This window comes from Nocardia sp. SSK8, assembly GCF_037034205.1.
Lineage (GTDB): Bacteria > Actinomycetota > Actinomycetes > Mycobacteriales > Mycobacteriaceae > Nocardia.
In genome coordinates this window covers 638023-661240 of the sequence record NZ_JBAGKD010000002.1, presented here as the reverse complement: position 1 = coordinate 661240, position 23218 = coordinate 638023, and the positions used below count along the sequence as shown (strand labels likewise).

General features: G+C 72.0%; 20 protein-coding genes and 1 pseudogene. 9 read left to right on the top strand and 12 right to left on the bottom strand.

Going from position 1 to position 23218, the window contains the following annotated elements; translation table 11 throughout:
- Positions 1–21: 21 nt before the first annotated feature.
- The 3 genes from WA675_RS06530 (at position 22) to WA675_RS06520 (ending at position 3797) form a co-directional block, all read left to right on the top strand.
- The gene (locus WA675_RS06530; RefSeq protein ID WP_336082752.1) at positions 22–2133 is read left to right on the top strand and encodes an SGNH hydrolase domain-containing protein; all 2112 of its coding nucleotides are present in this window, start codon (positions 22–24) and stop codon (positions 2131–2133) included.
- Positions 2134–2220: 87 nt separating this feature from the next.
- A complete protein-coding gene (locus tag WA675_RS06525) occupies positions 2221–3129 on the top strand; it encodes an alpha/beta hydrolase family protein (protein ID WP_336082751.1) in 909 nt (302 codons plus the stop codon).
- A 50-nt stretch (positions 3130–3179) separates the two neighbouring features.
- Positions 3180–3797: a PAS and ANTAR domain-containing protein gene (locus WA675_RS06520; protein ID WP_336082750.1), complete on the top strand. Its 618-nt coding sequence runs from the start codon at positions 3180–3182 to the stop codon at positions 3795–3797.
- A 4-nt stretch (positions 3798–3801) separates the two neighbouring features.
- On the opposite strand, the pseudogene WA675_RS06515 reads toward WA675_RS06520, so the two are convergent.
- From WA675_RS06515 to WA675_RS06505, 3 genes and pseudogenes are all read right to left on the bottom strand, one after another.
- Positions 3802–4167, bottom strand: a pseudogene (locus WA675_RS06515) (flavodoxin); the annotation flags it as partial.
- Positions 4168–4212: 45 nt separating this feature from the next.
- The gene (locus WA675_RS06510; RefSeq protein ID WP_336082749.1) at positions 4213–5673 is read right to left on the bottom strand and encodes an aminotransferase class I/II-fold pyridoxal phosphate-dependent enzyme; all 1461 of its coding nucleotides are present in this window, start codon (positions 5671–5673) and stop codon (positions 4213–4215) included.
- A 271-nt stretch (positions 5674–5944) separates the two neighbouring features.
- A complete protein-coding gene (locus tag WA675_RS06505) occupies positions 5945–7726 on the bottom strand; it encodes a thiamine pyrophosphate-requiring protein (RefSeq protein WP_336082747.1) in 1782 nt (593 codons plus the stop codon).
- A gap of 182 nt (positions 7727–7908) precedes the next feature.
- On the opposite strand from WA675_RS06505, the gene WA675_RS06500 reads away from it, so the two are divergent.
- Positions 7909–8109, top strand: coding sequence for a hypothetical protein (locus WA675_RS06500; protein ID WP_336082745.1), 201 nt, complete (start codon positions 7909–7911; stop codon positions 8107–8109).
- A gap of 139 nt (positions 8110–8248) precedes the next feature.
- Positions 8249–8650, top strand: a complete 402-nt coding sequence (locus tag WA675_RS06495) for an STAS domain-containing protein (protein WP_336082744.1) — start codon at positions 8249–8251, stop codon at positions 8648–8650.
- On the opposite strand, the gene WA675_RS06490 is transcribed toward WA675_RS06495, so the two are convergent.
- Genes WA675_RS06490 through WA675_RS06480 form a run of 3 tightly spaced genes read right to left on the bottom strand, consistent with a single transcriptional unit; the run spans position 8620 to position 10503 of the window.
- The gene (locus WA675_RS06490) at positions 8620–9630 is read right to left on the bottom strand and encodes an iron-containing redox enzyme family protein (protein ID WP_336082743.1); all 1011 of its coding nucleotides are present in this window, start codon (positions 9628–9630) and stop codon (positions 8620–8622) included. The genes WA675_RS06495 and WA675_RS06490 overlap by 31 nt on opposite strands.
- Entirely contained in the window at positions 9630–9869 is a 240-nt protein-coding gene (locus tag WA675_RS06485; RefSeq protein WP_336082741.1) for a CDGSH iron-sulfur domain-containing protein, read from the bottom strand. The genes WA675_RS06490 and WA675_RS06485 overlap by 1 nt, the downstream gene beginning before the upstream one ends.
- On the bottom strand, positions 9829–10503 hold the full coding sequence (locus tag WA675_RS06480) for a HemK2/MTQ2 family protein methyltransferase (protein WP_336082740.1): 675 nt from the start codon (positions 10501–10503) through the stop codon (positions 9829–9831). Before WA675_RS06480 ends, WA675_RS06485 begins: the two co-directional genes overlap by 41 nt.
- Before the next feature lie 141 nt (positions 10504–10644).
- On the opposite strand from WA675_RS06480, the gene WA675_RS06475 reads away from it, so the two are divergent.
- A complete protein-coding gene (locus tag WA675_RS06475) occupies positions 10645–11742 on the top strand; it encodes a glutamate--cysteine ligase 2 (protein ID WP_336082738.1) in 1098 nt (365 codons plus the stop codon).
- A 6-nt stretch (positions 11743–11748) separates the two neighbouring features.
- Here WA675_RS06475 and WA675_RS06470 read toward each other — a convergent pair whose 3' ends face one another.
- The 3 genes from WA675_RS06470 to WA675_RS06460 form a co-directional block, all read right to left on the bottom strand.
- On the bottom strand, positions 11749–12036 hold the full coding sequence (locus WA675_RS06470; RefSeq protein ID WP_336082736.1) for a hypothetical protein: 288 nt from the start codon (positions 12034–12036) through the stop codon (positions 11749–11751).
- 25 nt (positions 12037–12061) lie between these two features.
- The gene (locus WA675_RS06465; protein WP_336082735.1) at positions 12062–12547 is read right to left on the bottom strand and encodes a DUF6328 family protein; all 486 of its coding nucleotides are present in this window, start codon (positions 12545–12547) and stop codon (positions 12062–12064) included.
- Between the two features lie 128 nt (positions 12548–12675).
- Positions 12676–12849: a CsbD family protein gene (locus WA675_RS06460; protein WP_336082733.1), complete on the bottom strand. Its 174-nt coding sequence runs from the start codon at positions 12847–12849 to the stop codon at positions 12676–12678.
- 159 nt (positions 12850–13008) lie between these two features.
- Between WA675_RS06460 and WA675_RS06455 the strand changes: the two genes are divergently transcribed.
- Complete coding sequence (locus WA675_RS06455; protein ID WP_336082731.1) at positions 13009–13704, top strand: LmeA family phospholipid-binding protein; 696 nt, start codon at positions 13009–13011, stop codon at positions 13702–13704.
- Positions 13705–14026: 322 nt separating this feature from the next.
- Here the strand turns inward: WA675_RS06455 and WA675_RS06450 are convergent, their stop codons facing one another.
- From WA675_RS06450 to WA675_RS06440, 3 genes are all read right to left on the bottom strand, one after another.
- Positions 14027–17827 carry an nSTAND1 domain-containing NTPase gene (locus WA675_RS06450; RefSeq protein WP_336082730.1) on the bottom strand — a complete coding sequence of 1267 codons (3801 nt, stop codon included), beginning with the start codon at positions 17825–17827 and terminating at the stop codon, positions 14027–14029.
- A 109-nt stretch (positions 17828–17936) separates the two neighbouring features.
- The gene (locus tag WA675_RS06445) at positions 17937–19370 is read right to left on the bottom strand and encodes a hypothetical protein (RefSeq protein WP_336082728.1); all 1434 of its coding nucleotides are present in this window, start codon (positions 19368–19370) and stop codon (positions 17937–17939) included.
- Between the two features lie 106 nt (positions 19371–19476).
- Entirely contained in the window at positions 19477–20493 is a 1017-nt protein-coding gene (locus tag WA675_RS06440) for a glutathione S-transferase family protein (RefSeq protein ID WP_336082727.1), read from the bottom strand.
- 98 nt (positions 20494–20591) lie between these two features.
- On the opposite strand from WA675_RS06440, the gene WA675_RS06435 reads away from it, so the two are divergent.
- Both WA675_RS06435 and WA675_RS06430 read left to right on the top strand, forming a co-directional pair.
- Complete coding sequence (locus WA675_RS06435; protein WP_336082725.1) at positions 20592–21506, top strand: D-alanyl-D-alanine carboxypeptidase family protein; 915 nt, start codon at positions 20592–20594, stop codon at positions 21504–21506.
- A gap of 76 nt (positions 21507–21582) precedes the next feature.
- Positions 21583–23127: an MFS transporter gene (locus WA675_RS06430; protein WP_336082852.1), complete on the top strand. Its 1545-nt coding sequence runs from the start codon at positions 21583–21585 to the stop codon at positions 23125–23127.
- Positions 23128–23218 lie beyond the last annotated feature (91 nt).

Genomic DNA, 23218 nt, shown 5'->3' with positions numbered 1-23218 from the left:
CCGCATGATAGGAGATTTGTCATGGCGTGGCCCCCACAACTCGACTCGGCACAGCGGCCGGGGCGGACGATCAGTCCTGCCCCGGACGCCGGTGCGCGGTCGGTATACCGATTCGATCTGGACGGATTGCGGGGTCTGGCGATCGCGTTGGTCGTCGTGTTCCACGTGTGGTTCGGGCGTGTGTCCGGCGGCGTCGACGTGTTCCTCGTGCTGTCGGGGTTCTTCTTCACCGGCATGGTGTTGCGGCGGGCGCAGTCGCCCGAGCCGGGCTGGGCGTCCGGGGTGCTGCGGCGCACGCTGCGCAGGCTGGTCCCGGCGATGGCGGTGGTGCTGGCCGCGGTGGCCGTCGCCACGGTGCTCGTGCTGCCCTACACCCAGTGGTCGACAGTGGCGTCGCAGGTGCTGGCCTCGCTGTTCTACTACCAGAACTGGCAGCTCGCGCTGACCTGGTCGGACTATCTGGCCGCCGATCCCTCGGTGAGCCCGCTACAGCATCTGTGGTCGATGTCGGTGCAGGGGCAGTTCTACCTGGCGGTGCTGGTCGTCGTCGGGGCGGTGGCCTGGGTGTGCGCGCGGCTGTCGCGGTCGGATCGGGTGCGGCTCGCGGTCGGTGGCGTGGTGGTGGTCGGCGCGGTGTGCTCGTTCGCCTACGCGGCCTACGGCATGCAGACCCAGCAGGGCTGGAACTACTACGACAGCGCGGCGCGCGGCTGGGAGCTGCTGGCCGGTGCCGGGGTGGCGGTGCTGGCGCCGTCGCTGCCGCGCTCGCGATCGCTGCGCTCGCTGCTGGCGTTCCTCGGTGTCGCGGGGGTGGTGCTGTGCGGCTGGCTCGTGCTCGACGGCGCGAACCGGTTCCCCGGTCCGGCGGCGCTGCTGCCGGTGGGCGCGGCGCTGGCGGTCATCCTGTCGGCGTCGCAGCTGCCGGTCGGCGAGTGGCCCGCGGTGAACCAGCTGCTGGCGCACCCGGCCATGCGGTGGCTCGGGGACATCGCCTATCCGCTCTATCTGTGGCACTGGCCGATCCTGATCTTCTTCCTGGTCGAGCGCGGGCATCCGCGGGCCGGGCTGGTCGGCGGGACCGCGGTGATCGCGGTCTCGGTGCTGCTGGCCTGGCTGACGCATCGGTGGATCGAGGAACCGTTGCGGCTGCGCGGGGCGGCGCGCCCGGTCGGCGGTGCCCGGCCGCGCAGGCTGGTCACCGCGGGTGTGGGCGTGCTGCTGGTGGTGACGATCACCGCGGCCGCCGGGTGGCAGTTCGCGGTGGTCCGGGTGAACCCGCCCGCGGCGGTGGGCGTGCTGGATCCGCAGCGGTATCCGGGTGCCGAGGCACTGGCCTCCGGCGTCGAGGTGCCGGACGCGCCGATGCGCCCGACGGTGTTCGAGGCACCCGCCGAACTGCCCCCGCCCACCGTCGACGGCTGTATCGCCGACTGGGATACCCGCGACCTGGTCACCTGCACCTACGGCGACGCCGCGGCCGAGCGCACCCTCGCCCTGGTCGGTAGCTCGCACGCCGAACACTGGCTGCCCGCGCTGCAGGTGCTGGCGACCGAGCACAATTTCCGCATCCAGGTGTATCTGAAGATGGGTTGCCCGCTGACCCTCGCCGAGGACGCCATGTACAAGGGCGAGGCGAACCACGACTGCCGGGACTGGTCGGTCGAGGTGATCGACCGCCTCGACGCCGACCGGCCGGACTGGGTCTTCACCACCGGCACCCGGCCGCGCGACGACGGCGGTGACGAGACGCCCGACGAGTACCTCGAGGTGTGGACGGCCCTGTCCGACCGCGGGCTCAATGTGATCGCCGTGCGCGACACGCCCTGGCTGCGGCGCGGCACCGTCCGCTACAAGGCGGCCGACTGCCTGGCCGGTGGCGGCAATCGCAGCAGCTGCGGTATGGCCCGCGAGGACGCGCTGGACCCGGTGAACCCGGGGCTGGAACCGGCCTCGGCGTTCCCCAGCGTCTTCCCGATCGACCTCAGCGACGCGGTGTGCGAGCCGACGCGCTGTCTGGTCGAGGAGGGCAACATCCTCATCTACCACGACGAGCACCACCTCACCGCCAGCTACTCGCGGTCGCTGGCGGGTCCGCTCGGCCGGGAACTGCGACCGTTGCTCGGCTGGTGGTGAGCCGCGCCACGGAGGGCTCCCGCCTCCCGGCCCGAGCGTCGCAAGCGCGGTAGCGTGCTGCTCGGGGGTGGAAAAGGGAGGTTCCCGGTGGCAGCAGGCCGACGACGGTTCCTCGTGGCCGTGAGTGTGGTGGGTGTGGCCTCGGGCGTGCTCGGACTCCGCGCCGCCGAGCTGGCCGCCCCGGCGGAGACGGTCGTCAGCGAAGTGGTGGCACATCCGCAGAGCGTGCAGCGCATCGCCTACGGGAACTCGCCGGACACCTTCGGTGATCTCTACCTGCCGCCGACCTCGAACACCCGGCTGCCGGTGGTCGTGCTGATCCACGGCGGCGGGTGGACGCAGGGCCGCACGCTCGCCCAGTTCGACGCCCATGCCCGGGCCTTGGCCGGGGACGGGGTCGCGGTGTGGAATGTCGAGTACCGGCGCGTCGGCGGGGGTGGCGGCTGGCCGATCACCCTCACCGATGTCGACGACGCGGTCGCCGCGCTGGCCGAGACCGTGGCGCCCCGGGTCGGCAATCTGCTCGATCTGCGGCGGGTGCACCTGGCCGGGCATTCCGCCGGTGGTCAGCTCGCGGCCTGGGTCGCCGGACGCTGGTCGGCGAGCCCGCCCCGTCATCCGGAGATCCGGATCCGCAGCCTCACCCTGATGGCGGCGGTCCTCGATCTGGACTCGGCCGTCACCGACAACCGCGACTCCTTCGTCCCGAAACTCCTCGGCGGCACCCCCGCCGAGGTCCCCGACCGCTACCGCGACGCCTCGCCCATCCACCGCCTGCCCGCCCCCGACATCCGCGTCACCGCCCTGCACGGCGCCAACGACCGCGTCGTCGCCCCGTCGCAGAGCACCCGCTTCGTCGACGCCGTCACCCGCGCGGGCACCACCGCCGTCCTCCAGATCCTCCGCGGCACCGGCCACGCCGAGTTCGCCGACCCCACCTCCCCGGCCTGGACCACCGCCCGCCGCAGCATCCTCGCCTACACCACCACCGACTGAGCCGACCGCGCGCTCGGGGTGACGGGTGCGGGTGGGGGAATAATCGGGGGATGGTCGAACGGGACGATTCGGTGGTGGGGCGGTTCCGGTATCGGGTCGGAGCCGAGCGGTGGGAGTGGTCCGATGAGGTGGCGCGAATGCACGGGTATCCGCCGGGGACGGTGCCGACGCTGGAGATGTTGCTGGCGCACAAGCATCCGGAGGATCGGGAGCGGGTGGCGGCGATGCTCACCTCCATCGATCGGGTCGGGGTGTTCTCGAGTCATCACCGGATCATCGACACGGCGGGGCGTCAGCGGGATGTGCTGGTCGTCTCCGAGCCGATGCTCGACGAGGCAGGGGTGCTCGTCGGGACGTCGGGCTATTACATCGATGTGTCCGGGTCGGCCGAGGCGTACCGGCGGGAGGCCATCGAGGGGGCGCTGCCGGGGCTGGTGGCGGCGCGGGCGGAGATCGAGCAGGCCAAGGGCGCGTTGATGCTGGCCTACGCGATCACCGCCGACCAGGCGTTCGGGGTGTTGCGGTGGCGGTCGCAGGAGACGAATGTGAAGCTGCGGACCATCGCCGAGCGGGTGGTCGCGCGGCTGCCGGGCGGTGGCGACGCCGGGCTGCGGACCCGCCTCGATCATGTGCTGCTCACCGCGCACGAGGACGACCCGGCGCGGTGACCGCTCACGACGCCGGATAGTTCTGGGCGCGCAGCAGCCGGGCCAGGTGGGCGGCATTGCGGGCCATGGTCGCGGTGGTCTCGCGCACCGCCTTCGGGGTCTCGGCGAGGTCGTTGTCGTCGACGCCGCCCATCGCCTCGCCGTTCCAGTAGGTGCAGCCGTGGGCGGAGATGGTGAAGCCGACATCGTCGAGCGCCTGGAAAGTGTCGGCGGCGATCTTGTGCGCGCCGTCCTCGTTGCCGACGATGGCCGCGATCCCGATCTTGCCGAACATGGCGGGCCTGCCCTGCTCGTCGGCGGTGGACAGCTCGGCGTCGAGCCGCTCCAGCGTGCGCTGCGCGATCGAGGACAGATGCCCCATCCAGGTCGGGTGGCGCGCAGGGTGTCGGTCATCGGAATTCCTTTCGCAGCAGGGTCAGCGGTCGCGGACGACGCGCAGGGTGGTCAGGTGTGGATCGGCCGCATCGGGGACATTGAGGCCTGCGGCGACCCCGGTGCGCAGGTACTCCATGACACCCGCGCCGAGCCGTTCGCCCGGGATCACGGCGGGGATACCGGGTGGGTAGGGCGTCAGCTGCTCGGCGGCGACGCGCCCGGCGGCGTGCTCGGCCGGAACCGGTTCCGAGGGCGCGAAATACGCTTCGCGCGGCAGCATCACGGATTCCAGTTGCAGGTCCTCCGGTGTCGGCAGCCGGATCTGCGGCGGCTCCGGCCGGTCGAGCCCGGCGCGCCACAGCGCCAGGGCGTCGACGAGCGCGTCCACGGTGCCCGCGTCGTCGGCCGAGGACAGCGTCGCCAGGATGCGGCGGTGGTCGCTGAGACCCAGATCGAGGTGCCGATGGGTGCGCAGCCAATCGGCCGCGTCGTAGCCGGAGGCGCCGGTGCCGGAGATATCCACCAGCACCTGGAGCAGGTCCAGATCGTGGGAGGCCTCGACGCCGAGCAGCTCGTCGTGCATGACCGTCAGCCCGCCGATCTCGGCGAGTTCGGCGCGGGCACGCCGGGCCGTGGTCAGCGCGGCGTCGAGCAGGTCGTGCCCGAATTCGACCATCTGCCTGCGCCATCCGTCCAGCGCGGCATAGATCAGCACATTCGGGCTGGTGGTCATGAGCAGGTCCGCGCAGCTGCGCAGCCGCACCGGATCGACCAGGTCGCCCTGGAGATGGAACACCGAACCCTGCTCGAATCCCATGCCCATCTTGTGCACGCTGACCACGCAGACATCGGCGCCGACATCCATCGCCCAGGTCGGCAGGTCCTCGTGGAAGGGCAGATGCGCGCCCCACGCCTCGTCGACGATCAGCGGTTTGCCGCGCGCGTGACAGACCCGCGCGATGCCGCGGATATCGGCGCAGGTGCCGTAGGGGCTGGGGCTGACGATCAGCGCGCCCGCCGCGTCGGGATGTTCGCGCCAGGTCCGCTCGACCTGCTCCGGTGACGGCGGATGCGAGAAGTGCCGCTCGGCATCCCAGCGCGGGGTGATCCAGTACGGCTGCACGCCGGAGAAGATGAGCCCGGCCACAATGGATTTGTGACTGTCGCGGGCCACCAGCAGCCCGCCGTCGTGCCCCGCCACCGCCATCATGGCCGCCTTCACCGACAGCGAGCTGCCGCAGGTGGAGAAGAACGCGGCCTCGGCGCCGACCGCGTCGGCCATCAGCTCCTCGGCCTCGGCGAGCCTGCCCTGCCGCGCCAGCCGGTCGTCGAGACCGGGGGTCATCAGCATGTCGCTGTGGAAGGCGTCGGTGCCCAGGGCGCGCAGCACCCGGTCGTCGATGCCGCGGCCCTGCCGGTGCCCGGGCGGGGTGAAACCGTAGCGGCCCAGCGCGTGGTATTCGGCCACGGCGGCGAGGAGCGGGGCGGTGCTGTGGTCCATGTGATCGGCCTCCGCACCGTCAGTGAAATGCGGTGGGCGGAGGCAGGTGCGGGTCGGGTTCCGGCGCGGGCGGAGGTACCGGCGGCGGTGTGGGCGTGGGCCGGGGTGGAGGTGTCGGCGAGGGCATGGGCGACGGTGCCGGGTCCGGGGAGGGTGACGGGACCGGGTCGCCCGGGGTGGGCGGGATCGGGTCCGGGCCCGGTCCGGGCGGGAACGGCGGGGTGGGCTCGGTGAGTTCGAGGGGAGCCATGGTGTCCTCCTGACTGGATGGTCAGCGCAGGAATTCCTGCGCCTTCGTCCGGACGCCCTGGGTCACCACCCGCCAGGCGTCCGGGTCGCCGTGCAGCAGGGCCTGGGCGGTGTGCCCGAGCTGTTCGCGGGTGACATGCGGTGGTACCGGGGCGATATCGGGATCGCAGTGCACATCGAGCAGCACGGGCCCGTCCGCGTGCAGGGCCGCTTCCCAGGCCGGGCCGAGCCGCTCCGGATCGACCACGGTCTCGGCCCCGAGCCCGGCCTCGCGGGCCACCGCCGCGTAGGAGATATCCGGAAGATCCTGGGAGTCAGGGAATTTGGGCGCACCTGCCATCGCGCGCAGCTCCCAGGTCACCTGGTTGAGGTCGTTGTTGTGGAACACGCACACCACCAGCCGCGGGTCGGCCCACTGCGCGGCGTAGCGGCGGATGGTGAGCAGTTCGGCGAGCCCGTTCATCTGCATGGCGCCGTCACCGGCCAGCGCGACCACCGGCCGGTCGGGATGGGCGAACTTCGCGCCGATCGCGTACGGCACCGCCGACCCCATCGACGCCAGCGTGCCCGACAGCGAGCCCCGCATGCCCCGCCGCAGTCGCAGGCACCGGGCGTACCAGGTGGTCGATGACCCCGAATCGGCGGTCACGATGGCCCCTTCGGGCAACCGGCTCGACAGTTCCCACACCACGCGCATCGGGTTCACCGGCTCGGCGTCGAGCATGGCCTGCCGTCGCAGGGTGTCCCACCAGGCCGCGACATTGGTCTGGATCTGGTCGCGCCAGCTGGGATCCCGCTGGTCCGAGACCCGGGCGGCGAGCGCGGCGCAGGTGGCGGCCGCGTCGCCGACCAGGTTGACCATGGTCGGATACCGCATGCCGATCCGGGCACCGTCGATATCGATCTGGATCCCGCGCGCCCCGGCCGGGTCGGGCAGGAACTCGGTGTAGGGGAAGTTCGAGCCGACGATCAGCAGGGCATCGCAGTCGCGCATCATCTCGTGGCTCGGCCGGGTGCCCAGCAACCCCATCGTCCCGGTGACATACGGCAGATCGTCGGGCAGCGCGTCCTTGCCGAGCAGTGCCTTGGCGACCCCGGCGCCGAGCCGGTCGGCCAGCGCCACCACCTCGTCGGCGGCGCCGCGCGCACCCTGCCCGATCAGCAGCGCGGGCCGGAACGCGGCGTCCAGGATCTCGGCGGCCTGGTCGAGCAGGGGTTCGGCGGGCAGCACCCGCGAGGAGTACGTCTCGCCCGGCGCGCTCGGCACCACCCGGCCCGGCGCGGCCCGGGGCGGACGGAACTGTTCGTGCTGGACATCGGCGGGAATGATGACCGCGGTGGGCGCGCGTCGGGTCAGTGCCACGCGGATCGCGCGGTCGAGCGCGGCGGGCAGCTGCTCGGCGACATCGACCTCCACCAGGAAATCCGAGGCCACATCCTTGAACAGGGCCTGGAGATCCACTTCCTGCTGATAGTCGAGTCCGCGTGCCGACCGCACCGTCTGCCCGATGATCGCCAGGACCGGCGCGTGATCGAGTTTCGCGTCGTAGAGCCCGTTGAGCAGGTGGATGGCGCCCGGTCCCGAGGTCGCCGCGCACACCCCGAGCCGCCCGCTGAACTTCGCGTATCCGGTCGCGGCGAAGGCCGCCATCTCCTCGTGTCGGGTCTGCACGAACGCGGGCGCGTCCGCCCGGCCGAAGGCCGCGATCAGGCCGCTGATGCCGTCGCCGGGGTAGCCGAAGACCTGGTCGACGCCCCATTCGCGCAGGTGGGCCAGGACATGGTCGCCGATTTCTGTGCCCATCCGGGCCTCCCTGGAGAGTCGGTCCGCGGGAACACCCCGGGCGCAGTGCCGCGACGACGTCGTTGGCATCGCGAACAGGTGCGCCCCGCGCGTTCCCGCGGTTTCGGTGTCGACACCGGCTGTCGAAAAGGGGATCCGCCCGCGCCGTATGCATCCGGTGGGCGGGACCTCACACTGTCGGCATGCCCGCTGGCGAGGCCCCGAAACAGCTTCAGCGGATGGGCCGCCCACCGGTTGGGTGCGCGCGGCGGGGGTACGCGCCGGGCATGGAACTCCTGGTGATCGCCGGTCTGGTGGTTGTCGTCGCGGTGGTTGTGCTGCGGCGCAAGGGGCGGCCGCGGCCACCGGACGAGCCCGAATCGACCGGCAACGACCCGCGGTAGTGCGGGCGCCCCCGGTTCGAGCGAGCCGGTGACAGCGGCGCGGCCACGTGCCAGAATTGGATCAGGTTGAGACCCCAGCCGATCCCGGTCCTCGCCGTGCCGCCACGACGGAGCGGAACTTCCCCTCTTCGGAGGTTCGATGGCTGTCGTCACCCGTCTTCGATCCGCGAGCCGCCTGCGCTGGTATCGCGGGTCCCGGCAGGTCGGTGTGGTGCAGCGGCTGCGCAGACGCGGCGAGGCAGGCTGCTGGGTGATGGTCGCGGGGACCGAACTCGACGCCGCGCATACCCCACGCCTGCAGTCCTTGCTCGAGCGGTCGATCCGCTCCGGGGCAGAGGCGATGGTGCTGGATCTGCGCGCGACCGAGTTCCTGAGCATCCGGGTCGCCGCCTCACTGGTCGCCGCCAAAGCCGCGGCCGCGCAGCACGACATCGACCTGCGGCTGGTCGCCGGGGGACCGGAGGTGGAACGGGCGCTGTTGCTGGTCGGTGTGCGCCAGCTGTTCCGGTACTACACCTCCGTCGAGGCGGCCGCGGACTGAGGCAGCGGTTCCCGCAGCGAGGTGCGGCCCGCGGCCCAGCGGCCGAGGACATGGCCGGAGAACCGGTCCTCGAGCAGGTTCGTGGCCTGGATCCCGAAGACGATGTCCGCGGCCGCGCCCGGTTCGTCCGCCAGCAGCGCGGCGATCACCTCGTGCCGCATCACCTGCTCGTGGACGGCGTCGGCCTCGACGTGCTCGGTGTAGAACCGCGCGCAGGCGGGATGGGGGAGCAGCTCGCGCGCGAGGGCGGCCAGCCTGCGCGAGGCCGGGGACGAGGTGATCTCCACCGACGCGAAATGGCCCACCGAGGCGGCCCGCAGCGCACGGTGCAGGCCCAGCAGCGACATCATGTCGACCAGGGCCAGCATCGGGGCCGGTACCAGGTCGAGGTAGCGCAGGTAGCCGGGGTCGAGATCGGCGCCGGCGAGCAGCTCGGCGAACAGTCGCGCGTGCACGCGCTCACCACGGCCGCCGCCGAATTCGTCGAACTCGACCGCCACCAGCGCGGCCTTGGGCTGTCCACGCAGCCGGGGGATCACCCAGGCGTACGGATCGGCCTCGATGTGGTGGTAGATCGAGCGGTGCGCGAAGTATTCGCGCAGCAGATCGGGGGTGCCGTGCTCGGCGAGATAACCGGCGATCCCGACGTCGCCGTCGGTGGGTTCGAGCAGCCGCGCGAGTTCGCCGTCGACATCGTCGCCGCCCTCGACGTCCGCACGCAGCGCGGCGAGGAACTGCCGCTCGAGCGCGCCGCGCAGGCCGAGCAGGCCGGGATCCCACTCCCAGCCGTCCGCGACCTCGGCGAAGCCCTGGTAGTGGAGTTCGTAGCAGGTGTGCAGGGTCAGCGACAGATCCTCGCCGTAGGGATCGAGTTCGCCGACCGGGGGCGCGGGGGAACCCGGTGCGCGCGTGAGCAGTTCGACGACCTGGGCGGACAGCTCGCCACGCGGGGCGGGCAGCGGGCGCCGGGGCGCGGTCATCACGTCTCGTCCGTGCGAGTGGGGCGATGCCTGCGCCGGTGGCTGGTATCGCAGAGCGGATAGATCGAGGAGCGGCGGCACAGGCACAGCGCGACCCGGAAGCGGTCGCAATGCAGGACCTCGCCCTCGGCGGTGACCAGATCGACCGGTCCGTCGATCAGGGCCGGGCCGCCGTCGACCAGGACCACCCGCCGTGGCTCACCGCCGTTCGCCGACGACGGGCGACGCTGTGCGGTCAACGCGGATCACCACCAATTCCTCCTCGCGCTGACCGGGCCGGAGATAACCGTGCTCGGTCAGCCAGTCGCGGCGGCCCCGCAGCACCGGGCCGAAGGGCACCGTGCCCGCCGTGACCACCTGGGCGTCGACGCCGTGCTCGCGCAACTGGCACAGGCTGCGGTCCGGATCGCTGATCGCCGAGTGCACGATGAGTGCCCGGCCGCGTTCGGTGAGCAGGGCAGGCAGCGTCGCGCACAGCCGGTCGAGCACGCCGCGCCCGTCGGGGCCCGCGTCCCAGGCCAGCGCCGCTCCGCGCGCGTGCGCGCCGGGCGCGGGGACGTAGGGCGGGTTCGCCACCACCACGTCGAAGCGGGGCAGCCGCAGCGCGGCGGTGAAATCGCCGTGCAGGAGATCGACCGCGATGCCGCGCACCCGGCAGTTCAGCCACGTCGACAGCAGCGCGGGCCAGGACAGGTCGATGGCGGTGAGGCTGCTGGCGCCCGCCGCGGCGGCGGCGAGGGTGGCCACGCCGGTCCCCGCGCAGGTGTCGAGGACGCGGGCGCCGGGCAGCTGCGGGAGTTCGCGCAGCGCGCGGCACAGCAGCAGGCTGTCGGTCTGCGGCCGGTACACACCGGGTGCTCTGATCAGGCGCATGCTGGTGTCCTGGGGGTCGGAGGGATGGTTCTGCTGACCGATTGCCCGCGGTTCGCCTGGGCAATCACGACACCCGGTTGTGGGGTGCGCGCGGGGGTAATACCCGGGCACAGCGACGGACCTCGGACGAAGGAGCGGGCGGTGCGCGACGACGTACTCACGGTCGGTGTCGAAGAGGAATTCCTGCTGACCGACCCCGGTACCGGGGCACCGGCACCGAAGAACACCGAGGTCGCCGCGGCGGCCCGGCAGGCGGGGATCGATCTGCAGCTGGAACTGACCAGCTGCCAGGTGGAAACCAGCAGCGCGGTACACACCGATATCGGTGACCTGCTGGCCCAGCTGCGCCTGGACCGGCGCCGGGTCGCCGAATGCGCGGCCGAGCACGGAGTCCAACTGCTCGCGGTGGCGGTGCCGCCGACCGTGCCGGAGGGCTACCCGGTCACCGAGACCGAGCGGTATCAGCGCATCGCGCACACCTTCGGGATGATCGCGCACGAACAGGGGCTGTGCGGGTGCCACGTGCACGTCGGCGTCCCCGACCGGGAGACCGCGGTGCTGGTCGGCAATCACGTACGGCCGTGGCTGCCGGTGCTGCTGGCCGTCACCGCCAACTCCGCGATCTACCGCGGCAGCGAGACCGGGTACGCGAGCTGGCGCAGCATCCTGTGGCGGCGCTGGCCCAGCGCGGGCCCGCCCCCGTACTTCACCTCGCTGGCCCAGTACGAATCGATCGTGGCCATGATGCGGGCCAGCGGCAGCATCCTCGACAACAAGATGGTCTATTGGGACATCCGCCCCTCGGAGTCGTTCCCGACCGTCGAGATCCGGGTCAGCGACGTGCCCGCCACCGCGGCGGAATCCGCGCTGCTGGCCGCGCTGATCCGGGGCATCGTCGGGACCGGGCTGCGCTCGATCGAGCGCGGTGAGGCCGCGCCCCCGATCCCGGGTGAGCTGTTGCGGGCCGCGTACTGGAACGCGGCGCGCTCGGGCCTGGACGGCAACGGTCTCGATCTCGTCGACGGCCGCGTCGTCCCGCAGCGGAATCTGCTGGACCGGTTGGTCGCCCACATCGCCCCGGCGCTGCACGAGTTCGGCGATCATCTGTTCGTCACCGAGACGATCGCCGCGCTCACCGCCCGCGGCAACGGCGCGCGCAGACAGGTGCGCGCACTGCGCGAACGCGACGAGATCACCGATGTCATGACCGAACTGGCCCGGGCGACCCTCGAGGGCTGAGCCGGATCAGTGTCCACGTTGGTCGCTGAGATCCAGCCCCTCGGCGGCCTTGACCCGCCGGTGCTCGACGACCACGATGACGGTCCCGCCCACCAGGCAGATCGCGCACAGCGTGCCCGCGATCGCGGCCCACCCGGCGAACCCGTAGCCCGCGGCGGTGAGCGTCAGCCCCACCAGCACCAGCCCGATGCCGATCAGGATCAGCCCCGGCCAGTTGCGGGTGTCCTCGATGGATTCGCCCGCGTGCGCGCGGGTGGTGCGTTCGTCGTCGGGGAAGTTGTGCGGAGTGTTCATCGCAGGGTCCTTTCCGGATCGCGGATCAGCGGGACGAGCGCCCGCGTTCGTGCAGGGGCCACACCAGCCAGGTGCCGAGGAACAGCGCGCTGAACACCACCCCGGCGACCACCGCGGCGACCTCACCGGCCACCACCCCGAACAGCAGCACGGCCACCCCGACCAGCGCGACGCCCAGCAGGATCACCCCGCCGATCGCGACGCGATGGGTGGAGGCCACCAGCCAGGCGATGCGGTGCTGCCGAAACAGCAGCCGGTGCGCGGCCACCGGGGCGACCAGCAGCACGGTCGCGCCGATGGAGGCCGTGACGACCATCAGATACAGCACCTTGATCTGCACGCCGCTCTCGGCGAACAGCGGCTGGAACGGCAGCACCATCAGGAACCCGGTGAGCAGCTGCACACCGGTCTGCACCACGCGCAGCTCCTGCAGCAGCGAGGCCCAGTTGCGGTCGAGCCGTTGCAGGTCGGTCTCGCCGCGGGCATCGAGGTTCCAGGAAGAGTCGTCCATCGGTGGTCCTCCTGCCTGCTCCCCGGCGGTCCGCGACGGGCCGTCTGCCCGGGCAATACCCCCTGTTCGCGGCGGCAATCGGCAGGAGTGCCGTGGGCCGTCACCGGGGACGGCCCACGGCGGCGCGGTCAGTCGCGGAAGGCGTCCTTGACCTTCTCCCCGGCGTTCTTCAGATCCGACTTCGCCTGATCGGTCCGCCCCTCGGCTTCCAGATCCCGGTCGTCGGTGGCCTTACCGGCGGCTTCCTTGGCCTTGCCCGCCAGCTCCTCGGCCTTGTTCTTCGCCTTGTCAGCCAAGCTCATGTGGCATTCCTTTCAGACAGTTCGCTCGGCCACCGTGGTGGCCGTGGGCCGTCCTGGGGACCCACTGCGGCCGTACCCGGGTTGGCGTGCCGCAAACGAGTCCGGCGCCACGGCACGTGTTCTCCCGCATGATGGTGGGGTGATCGAGCAGGTGAGCGCATGCGCGCGGTGCTGATACTGATCGTCGTGCTGGCCGTGGCGCTGGTCGCCGGGGATCGGGTGGCGGTGGTGATGGCGCAGGACGAGATCGGCAGGCGGGTGGCGGCGGCCTATGACCTGCCGCGGCCCCCGCGGGTCGAGATCGGGGGGTTCCCGTTCCTGACGCAGGCCGTCGAGGGGCGCTATCCCCGGGTCGATATCCGGGTGGGGGACTGGACCGGCGACGACATCACCGTCCACGAGCTGAACGTGCGGCTCGACGAGGTCTCCGCGCCGCTGTCGGATCTGATCGACCGCCGCACCGAGAACCTGATCGCGGCCACCGCGACGGCGACCGCTGTGGTGCCCTACGACAGCGTGCGGGTCTTCGCCCCGGAGGGCGTGGCGACGATCGACTACGGCGCGGACGGACTGCGGGTCACCGGCACGTTCCCGGTGCGGGGCGTGCCGGTGCCCGCGGTCGTGGTGGTCACCGTCGCGCCCGCCGAGGACGGAATCCAGGTCACGCCGGTCTCGGCGCAGTCGGCGGTGGGCGGACCGGCGGTGCCGCTGAGTCTGCTCAGCGGCGTGCTCACCTTCGTCGTGCCGCTGCGGCAGCTGCCGCTGGGCGCGCGGCTGACCGAGATCCAGCCCGGTGCCGACGGCCTGCACGTGACGGCGGTGGCCCACGACGTCCCCTTCGCGGCCGGAGCCTAGGGCCGCCCCGGAACACGGGACGAGCCCGCATGCCGAGGATGAGGACTCGGCATGCGGGCTCGGGGGGAACCGGATTCCTCAGAGACCCAGGTTGATGGCGATGCTGAAGAAGTCGCCGCCGAATGCGTAGATGTTGTTGAACAGCTGAGTGAGTCCGGAAAGCATGATGGTGATCCTTGTCGTTCGAATTTCCAGTGGAGCCGCGCCTCGTTCGGCGCCACACCACAGTCGCATCCGGAATCCGTCCCCGGCTCGCCGTCCGATCCTGTTTCCGCAGGTAGAGGCCGGTAAATGAACCTTCCGTTCCGGACGGAACGGGCCGTCAGCGGGCGCAGGCCCCGGCGAACTCGGCCTGCCATCGTGGCGTCTCCGCGGTGACATGGGTGCCCCGGCTGGCCGTGCACACCCGGTCGGTGGCGGCGCCGGTGTCGGTGCTCCACCACCGCAGCACGGCGTCCTCGCCGCCCGCGCCGAGCATGCCCAGCGGGCTGAACGCGACCCGCCAGCGGACGATGCCGGGCGGGGCGAGCGAGCCACCGATGGCGCGCGGCGCGGCGGGATCGTCCACCGACCACAGCCGCACGGTCTGGTCGTCGGCACCGGTCGCCAGCAGGCGGGAGGTCGGGTCGAAACTCACCGAGCGGATGGTGCTGGTGTGGCCGCGGAGTTCGGCCAGGGGTTCGGCGCGATCGTCCGCGAGCCGCAGGAGGCGCACGATCTGGTCGTCCCCGGCGGCGGCCAGCAGGGTGCCGTCGGCGCTGATCGACAGCGCGTTCACCGGTCCGTCGCTCGCGCTGATCACCGTCGCGGTGCGGGTGTCGTCCGCGAGGTTCCAGCGGTGTACGCGGCGGTCGGCCGAGGCGGCGTAGAGCGTGGTGCCGTCGGGGGCGAACAGGGCGGCGTTCACCCACCCGGTGGGGCCGGTCAGCGGGCCGGGGCGGGCCGTCGGGTGGGTGCGGTCGGTGAAGTCCCAGATCTGGAGGCTGATGTCGTCGGCGGCGGTGACCAGGCGCTGCGAGTCGGGTGCCCAGGCGAGAGAGTGGGCATAGCGGGCGCCAGGGATCGCGAGGGTGGGCAGGGGTGCGGGGGAGGCCGGGCGGCTGGTGTCGAACAGGGCGACATCGCCGGTGTCGAGGAAGCTCACCGCGAGTGTCCGGCCGTCCGGCGCGAGGGCCACGTTCTCGACGCGGGCGTCCGCCGCCGGGGGCAGCACGGTCGCGAGCTGGCGCGGTGACTTGCCGGTGGTGTCCCACAGCAGCACCTGACCGTCCCACGAACCGGTCGCCATGAGACGGCCGGAGGCGTCGAAGCTCGGGGCCTGGACCAGGCGGGTGTGCCCGCCGACCACAGCCGCGGACAAGGTCCAGACCTTCAGGTCGCCCGCCTGGCCGCCGGTCAGCACGGTGGCGTCGTCGAGGAAGGACACCGTGGCCAGCGCGCCGCGGCTGCCGTTCATCGGCTCACCCAGGTGAACCGGGTCGCGCGGGTCGGTGACACTCCACAGCTCGGCCGTGCCGTCGCGGGCGGCGGTGGCCAGGGTCCGGCCATCGGGGGAGAAGGTCAGCGACCACACCGCGGCGGCGTGCGCCGGGACGGCCGGGCTCGTCGCGACGACCTGGGAACGGTCGCGCAGGGACCACAGCCGGAGGGTCTGGTCGTCGCTGCCGGTGGCCAGTGTCGTCCCGTCCGGGCTCACCGCCACCGCGTGCACGGTCAGCCCGTGCCCGGTCAGCGGGGCGCCGAGGGCGTGGGCGGTGTCCGGGTCGGTCACGTCCCAGAGCCGGGCGGTGCTGTCGTCGCTGCCGCTGATCAGGGTGTCGCCGTCGGGGGTGAAGGCCAGGGCGCGCACGGCTCCGTCGTGCCCGGTGAGCACCCGCGTCACCCCGGTGAGCAGGTCGTGCAGGCGGACCGTGCGGTCGTCGCCCGCGGTGGCCAGCCAGCGGCCGTCCGGGCGGACCGCCACGGCGTACGCGGTACCGCGGTGACCGAGATCGAGCTCGGGCAGCGCCACCGGACGACGCGGATCGGTGAGATCCCAGCGCGCCACCCGGCCCGAGGCGCCGGTCGCGTAGAGCGTCCGCCCGTCGGGAGCGAAGGCCACCGCGGCCACCCACGAACCGGTGGGCAGCGCCGCGCCGAGCGGGTCGAGGCCGTCCTCGGCGCTGCGCTGCCAGAGCCGCACCGCGTTGTCGTATCCCGCCGTGGCCACCACCCCGGTCGACGACCGCGCCGACCCGTAGATCGCGCCCTGCCGCGCGGGCACGGTCGCGGCCAGCGGTGCCGACTGGGCGGCCAGCAGCAGCCCACGCGCCCGCGGGTCGTCGGGACGTTCGGCCGCCGACACCACCGCGAGCTGGGCCGACTCGGTGGAATCGGTGGCCTGATCGCGCTGGGCCGCGGCGATGAGGGCGGCGTACTGCGCGTCGGCCCGCTCGCGTTCGGCCCGCTGACTCTGCCGCATCGACACCACCGCCAGCACCGAGGTCACCAGCGCGCCCACCACCAGCACCAGCGCCAGCACTCGCCGGGCCGTGGCCTGCCTGCGCAGCCCCGCGGCGGAGGCGTCGAGGAACTCGATGGCCTGCGGCGAGAGCGCCTGCGGGGTCCGCGCCCGTAGCGCCCCGGTCACCGCGAGCCTGCTGCCCCGGTAGAGCAGCGACCGATCCCGCCCGGCCGCCACCCACTCCTCGACATCACCGTGCAGCCGATGCCGGACGAGCGCGTCCTCGCGGTCCTCCTCGATCCACTCGGCCAGCCGCGGCCACGCCCCGATCACCGCGTCGTGGGCCAGCGAGGTGCCGTAGGCGTCCTGGGTGATGATCCGGGCCTCGGCCAGCGCGTGCAGCACCCGGGCGGCGGAATCCGGATCGGCGCAGCGGCGCAGCAGCGCGTCCCGGTCGACATGCCGTCCGACCGCGGTGCCGTCGGGCACCGGAGTGACCAGATGCAGCAGCAATGTGCGCGCGGTCTCGCGCTCGGCCGCGTCGAACGAGGCCCACTGCCGCTCGGCACTGGCGGCGATGGCACCGCGCACCCCGCCCGCCTGCTCGTAGGCCCGCACCGTGAGCACCCCGCCCTCCCGGACCTGCCAGGTGCTGCGCAGCGCGTGCGCGAGCAGCGGGAAGGTGCCCGCCCGGATGGCAGTGTCGTCGGCCCGGACACCCAGATCGGCCAGGATCAGCTCGACCAGCCCGTCCCCGATGCCGAGCCCCTGTGTCTTCGCCGGTTCGACGATGGCCGCGGTCAGTTCTTGTGCGGTCGGCGGACCCAGCAGCATCTGCTGGTGTTCGAGCAGCCGCGCCAGCTTCGGCTGCCGCGAGGCGTGCGTGTAGAAATCGGCACGCAGCGCCAGGACGACCCCCGCGCACCGTCCCGGCCGCGGCGGACCCGGGGCCGTGAGCTCGCGCAGCACCGTCAGGTACCGGTCGGCGGCCGCGTCGTCGAAGGGCGGCAGGAACAGTTCCTCGCCCTGGTCGACGGCCAGCACATACGGTTTGACGTCGGTGGCGCGTTCGCGCGCCCAGTCCGCCAGTTCGTCGGCGGGCACCGTCGCCGGGGTCACCAGCAGCACATCGAACTCGTCCCGGACGCGGGCGGCGAACCCGGCCTGCAGCAGCGAGGACTTGCCGACGCCCGAATCGCCGACCAGCACGAGCGGATCGCCGGTGCCGAGGGTGCGCAGGAACGCGGTCCGCATCGCCTCGACCTGGCTGTCGCGGCCCGCGAAGAACTCGGCGTCGCTGATCGTCAGCGCGGCCAGCCCGGGATACGGACAGACCGTCGAGGTCGCCGGACGGTTGCCGGAGGGTTCCTGTTGCGCGCGTGACCACAGGCCACGCCAGGCCGTCATCGAATACAGCCCGGGCAGTGCGGGTTCGGGCTGCCGCGCGCGGGCCGCCGCGACGAGCACCCCGACCACCGCCGAGAGCCCGTCGAACTTCGCGGGCACGCTCTTGCCGAGCCGCCAGTCCGAGATCCGCTGCGCGCTGACCTCCCGGCCGCGCGGATTACGGGCCCGGATCTCCCGGGTGGCGCGCGCGCCGACCGCCTTGAGCGGCGGTGTCCCGGCGGCGGCGTAGAGCACGTCCAGCCGATGCGCCAGTTCGGCGCGGAGGGTGGTCACCGCTGCTCTCTCCCATGTGAAACGCTATCGGGTCGGTTATCTGGGATCGATGCTACGGATTTGCTGACGCGTGCGGTACGCGGTGACCGTCACAGTGGACGCCCGGCGCTCAGCGCGGTGCGATGCGGAACAGCCCGCTCATGGTCCCCTGGTAGAGCGTCCGGTCGGGGGAGATGGTGCCCACCATCTGCAGCGTGTTGTGGATCGCGGTCCCGCCGATGAGCTGCTCGGTGTCGATGTGCCCGGTGGCGGCGTCGATGACGGTGTAGTGGAAGCTGTCGGTCACCCCGGCGCTGCCGGTCGGGATCACGGTGTGCCGGGTGACGGTGTAGATCTTGCCGTCGGCCACCGACAGCCGCGGCACTGCCGCCGAGAGCGCCTTGTTGGTCCACGCCACCCGGCACTGCCCGCCGGTGACATCCACTCGCACCATCCCGCCGGTGAACGCGGCGTTGGCCGGTTCGCTCGGCCCCGCGCCCTCCGGGACCGCCGGGTACGGATAGCCGTAGGTGCTCGCGACGAACAGGCTGTTGCCCGCGCCGATGGGGGAGTTCTCCGTGCCGTCCACCGTCGGGACCGCGCACACCTGGTCGCCGGTCGCGGTGTCGAAGACCAGCAGGTTCTCCTTGGGGACCGCGTTGTCGGTGATCGCCAGATACTCGGTGCCGCTGCCCGGTCCGAAGAAGGTCGGCGTCGCGCCGGTCCCCCAGGACAGCTGTCCGGGTTTGCGCGCCGGACCGCGCTCGTAGGCTCGGCGCCACACCACCCGCGGCGCACCGGCCGCGTCCACGTCGACCAGGTACAGCGCGTGCGTGGTGGCGATGGCGACGCCCTGCGGCGCCGAGGAGATGCTGTTGGCGACCTGTTCGCCGGGACCGAGCACGATCGAGCGGGTGGCCCCGGTCGCCGGATCGGCGAACCCGGCGGCCGCGTGGTCGGTGGCGAACCAGACCCGGCCGTCGAAATCGGGCATCACCGAGCTCACCGCGTCGCAGTCCCCGCCGCCGCAGTGGCCGGTCACCGCGGCGGCGATCTCGGTGGACGACTCGACGAACACCCGCCAGCCGTCACCCTCGCGGCGGTGCCCGATCCGCAGCAGCTTGCCGCTGCCGTCCACGGTGACCATCCGGTCGGCGCTGTCGAGATAGGCGTACACGCCGCCGAGCAGGCTGCCCTTGGCCAGATCGAGCGAGGCCAGCGGCTGCCCGCTGCCCGGATCGAGCAGGAACACCTTCGGCGCCCGGTCGATGATCTTGGTGCACAGCGCCTGCGGCATCCCGTCGGAACCCTGCAGGATGGTTGGGCACGCCGCCGCGAGCTCCCGGAAGTCGCTGTCGACGCTCCCTATGCCGGGCCCGGCGAAGGGGGTGGCGTCGGACGACTCGGCATCGCCGTGCATGGTCGCGGTCCCCAGCGGGCCCAGATGCGGGTTCGCCGGGGGCAGCGTGCCGAAACCCGCTGTCGCGGTGCCGGTGCTGACGGTGAGCAGTGCGGTGATACCGATCGCGGCGGTCGCGGCGACGCGGCCCAGTCTGTCGAACACGGGCGACTCCCTGTTTCTCCGGTGCCGAATATTCGAACTCTATGAACCGAATATTCGCATGACAGGAGAGGGTAGGAGGACGCGCCGGTGATGGCAAGGCCCGGGACTAGTGCCCCGGGATCGCGGGCACCTGCTCGGCGAGGTGCGGCGGGGGAGGCGGGGTGCCGTCACCGAACGGCCTGCCGCCCAGTTCCTCCCGGTGGTGCGGGGTCAGCCAGTTCGCGAGATCGGGTCCGGCCGGGACGATGCCGGTCGGGTTGATATCGCGGTGCACCGCGTAGTAATGCTCCTTGATCTGCCCGAAATCGACGGTGTCGCCGAACCCGGGTGTCTGGAACAGATCCCGCGCGTAGGCCCACAGCACCGGCATCTCGGAGAGTTTGCCGCGGTTGCACTTGAAGTGGCCGTGATAGACGGGATCGAAGCGGACCAGCGTGGTGAACAGCCGCACATCGGCCTCGGTGATGGTGTCGCCGACCAGGTAGCGCTGGGTGCGCAGGCGCTCGGTGAGCCGGTCGAGGGCGGCGAACAGGCGCGCGTAGGCGATGTCGTAGGCGTCCTGCGCTCCGGCGAAACCGCAGCGATACACCCCGTTGTTGACGTCGCGGAAGACCTCGCGATTGATCTCGTCGATCTGCTCGCGCAGCGGTTCCGGATACAGCCGCGGGGCGCCCGGCCGGTGGTGGGCGGTCCACTCGGTGGAGAAGTCGAGGGTGATCTGGGCGTAGTCGTTGGTGACGACCTGTCCGGTCGGGATGTCGACCACCGCGGGCACGGTGATCCCGCGCGGATAGTCCGGGAACCGGGCCAGATAGGCATCGCGCAGGTAGTGGATGCCCAGCACCGGGTCCACCGCGCCGGGGTCCAGATCGAAAGTCCAGCTGAGCTTGTCGTGGGTGGGCCCGCACAGCCCCAGCGACAGCACCGGCTCGAGCCCGAGTAGCCGCCGCACGATCAGCGTGCGATTGGCCCACGGACAGGCCCGGGCCGCGACGAGCCGATAGCGGCCGGACTCGACCGGATAACCGTCGCGGCCGTCGGCCGTGATCCGGGTGGTGATGTAGTTGGTGTCGCGGCGGAATTCACCGGCTTCGACATAGGTCCCCGCATCCGATTCGCTCACCGTGCCAGTCTCGCAGACGCGCGCGGGCAGGGGGGCGGCGCCGGAAACACGGCGTGCCGTTCCCGCGTTTGCGCGTCCCGGTGCGACACAATGTCGCGATGCGGACATTTGCCCGGGTGTTGCACGCTGTTGTCGCTGGGGTCGTGGTGGTCGCGGTCGGTCACGGTGTCGCGGCCGCCGGTCCCACCGGAAGTGCCGATCTCCTACCGTGGTCCGCCACCGGACCCGACGGGGTCCAGGCCGCGGGCGCGGCGCTGGCCGACGGCGTCACCGGCACCGTGCTGTGGTCGCGCGAGGCGCACACCCCGGTGCCGATCGCCAGCATCGCCAAGGTGATGACCGCGGTCGTGGTGATCGCCGCCAACGATCTGGAACGCCCGGTGACCGTCCCGGCGGAGGCCTTCGCCTACTGCGGCAAGCACGGCGGCAGCACCGCCGGACTGTCCGCGGGCGAGGTACTCACCGCCCGTCAGCTGCTCTACGGCCTGCTGCTGCCCTCGGGCTGCGACGCCGCCTACGCCCTCGCGGAGTCCTTCGGCCCCGGCCAGGGCGCGTTCATCGGCCGGATGAACGACACCGCCCGGCTGATGGGCCTGGGCGGAACCCAGTTCAGCGATCCGAGCGGGCTGCCCGAGCCGCACGACTACGCCACTCTGTCCACCCCGGCGAACCTGGTCACCCTCGCCGTGCGGGCGATGACCATGCCCGCCTTCCGGGAGATCGTCGCCGCCAGGGACTTCTTCGTGCCCGCCGGACCGGGCAACCGGGAACACTCCTGGGAGACCACCAACCGCCTGCTGCGCGAATACCCGGGCACCATCGGCATCAAGACCGGCAATACCGACGCGGCCGGGCACTGCCTGCTGTTCGAGACCGTCCGCGCGGGTATCCCGCTCGTCGGCGTGGTCCTGCACAGCTCCGACCACAGCAGCATCGTGGCCAAGCAGGATGCCGAGCGCATCCTGAACTGGGCCTACGACCCGATCCTGCGCGTCCTGCCCGCCGCGGGCTGAGCGCGCCCGCCCGTCCGGCGCCGCGGAGGGTCGGCGCCGCGCGATACTCGCCAGTACCGTGTGCCGGGTGAGATCGATGATCAAAATGCCGGGGACACAGGGACGGCCGGGTGTCGCGCTGGCCGCCGTGGTCGCCGTGGTGTTCGTGACCTTCCTCGACACCACCGTGGTGAGTGTGGCACTCGGTGACATCCGCGGCGATCTGCTGGCCGACGTCACCGGCCTGCAGTGGGTGGTCAACGCCTACACCGTGGTGTTCGCCGGGCTGATGCTGGCCGGTGGCTCGCTCGGCGACCGCTGGGGCCGCAAGAAGGTGATGATCATCGGCCTGGTGATCTTCTGCGCCGGGTCGGTGGTCTCGGCGCTGGCGAGCAGCGTCGCGATGCTGATCGCCGGGCGCGCGATCATGGGCCTCGGGGCGGCGGCGTCGGAACCGGGCACGCTGTCGGTGCTGCGGCACATCTTCCCGGACAACCGGACCCGCGCGAAGGCGGTCGGTGTGTGGGCGGCGGTCTCGGGCCTGGCGCTGGCGGCCGGACCGGTCCTGGGCGGGGTGCTGGTGCACGCCTACGGGTGGCGCTCGATCTTCTGGTTCAACCTGGTGATCGGCGCGGTGGCGCTGATCGCGGCGCTGTGGTCGGTGCCCGAGAGCGCCGATCCCCGGCAGGAGCCGGTCGACTGGGCCGGTGCGGTGCTGGGCGCCACCGCCTTCGGCACGGTGGTCTACGCCGCGACCGTCGGCCCGGACTGGGGCTACACCTCGCCGTCGGTGCTCGGCCTGTTCGCGATCGGCGCGCTCGCCCTGATCGGCTTCGTACTGGTCGAGAAACGGGTCCGCGCACCGATGCTCGACTTCCGGTATCTGCGGGTATCGGTCGTGCGCAGTGCGCTGGTGGTGGCCTTCGCCGTCTACTTCGGCATCTTCTCGATCTTCTTCTTCACCGCGCTGTATCTGCAGGTGATGCGGGACTACTCGGGGGCGCGCACCGCCGGGATCTTCGTCCCGATGGCCGTCACCATCGTGATCGGCGCGCTGGTGGCCGGGTACTGGGTGGCCCGCCGGGGCGCGCGCACCCCGATGATCCTGGGCTGTGTGCTCGGCGCGGGCGGCATCCTGCTGACCCGATACGAGCTGTCGGGCACGGTGGACGATCCGTGGCTGGCCGCCGCGATGGGTGTGGCCGGATTCGGTTTCGGGATCGCCGTGGTGCCGCTGACCTCCGCGGTGCTCTCCGGTGTCCCCGCCGAGCATTCGGGCATGGCGGCCGCGGTGACCAATACGATGCGCCAGATCGGGTCGGCCTTCGGCGTGGCGGTGCTCGGCGCGCTGGTGAGCTCGTTCCTGTCCGCGGACCTCAAGGCTCGGATGACCGAACTGGGTCTGCCGACGACCCTGCAGTACGACGCCATCCAGGCCGTCGAGCGGGGCGGAATTCCCGAGGGCACCAATATCACCCAGTACCTGCCGTACTGGTCGAAGGTCTCCGAGGCGTTCGAGCTGGGCAAGGTGGCCTTCCATCACGGGCTCGAGGCGGCGCTGCTGGTCTCGGCCGGGATGATCCTGCTGGCGGCGGCCTTCACCGCGGTGGACACGCTGCGCCATCGCGCCGATATCACCTGATTCTCGCTCGGCGGGATTCTATTCCGGGATCGGGCGGATCTGCGCTGGTCAGCGGCCCGGCCGGGGGTCGGCGCCGCCGCCGCGCGACGGT

Excerpts from the sequence above, each read along its gene's own strand:
- WA675_RS06470 (WP_336082736.1), bottom strand. The coding sequence starts at position 12,036 with ATGAACACTCCGCACAACTTCCCCGACGACGAACGCACCACCCGCGCG.
- WA675_RS06520 (WP_336082750.1), top strand. The coding sequence starts at position 3,180 with ATGGTCGAACGGGACGATTCGGTGGTGGGGCGGTTCCGGTATCGGGTC.
- WA675_RS06490 (WP_336082743.1), bottom strand. The coding sequence starts at position 9,630 with ATGACCGCGCCCCGGCGCCCGCTGCCCGCCCCGCGTGGCGAGCTGTCC.
- WA675_RS06430 (WP_336082852.1), top strand. The coding sequence starts at position 21,583 with ATGATCAAAATGCCGGGGACACAGGGACGGCCGGGTGTCGCGCTGGCC.
- WA675_RS06455 (WP_336082731.1), top strand. The coding sequence starts at position 13,009 with ATGCGCGCGGTGCTGATACTGATCGTCGTGCTGGCCGTGGCGCTGGTC.
- WA675_RS06505 (WP_336082747.1), bottom strand. The coding sequence starts at position 7,726 with ATGGGCACAGAAATCGGCGACCATGTCCTGGCCCACCTGCGCGAATGG.
- WA675_RS06460 (WP_336082733.1), bottom strand. The coding sequence starts at position 12,849 with ATGAGCTTGGCTGACAAGGCGAAGAACAAGGCCGAGGAGCTGGCGGGC.
- WA675_RS06530 (WP_336082752.1), top strand. The coding sequence starts at position 22 with ATGGCGTGGCCCCCACAACTCGACTCGGCACAGCGGCCGGGGCGGACG.
- WA675_RS06480 (WP_336082740.1), bottom strand. The coding sequence starts at position 10,503 with ATGCGCCTGATCAGAGCACCCGGTGTGTACCGGCCGCAGACCGACAGC.
- WA675_RS06465 (WP_336082735.1), bottom strand. The coding sequence starts at position 12,547 with ATGGACGACTCTTCCTGGAACCTCGATGCCCGCGGCGAGACCGACCTG.
- WA675_RS06495 (WP_336082744.1), top strand. The coding sequence starts at position 8,249 with ATGGCTGTCGTCACCCGTCTTCGATCCGCGAGCCGCCTGCGCTGGTAT.
- WA675_RS06510 (WP_336082749.1), bottom strand. The coding sequence starts at position 5,673 with ATGGACCACAGCACCGCCCCGCTCCTCGCCGCCGTGGCCGAATACCAC.
- WA675_RS06435 (WP_336082725.1), top strand. The coding sequence starts at position 20,592 with ATGCGGACATTTGCCCGGGTGTTGCACGCTGTTGTCGCTGGGGTCGTG.
- WA675_RS06500 (WP_336082745.1), top strand. The coding sequence starts at position 7,909 with ATGCCCGCTGGCGAGGCCCCGAAACAGCTTCAGCGGATGGGCCGCCCA.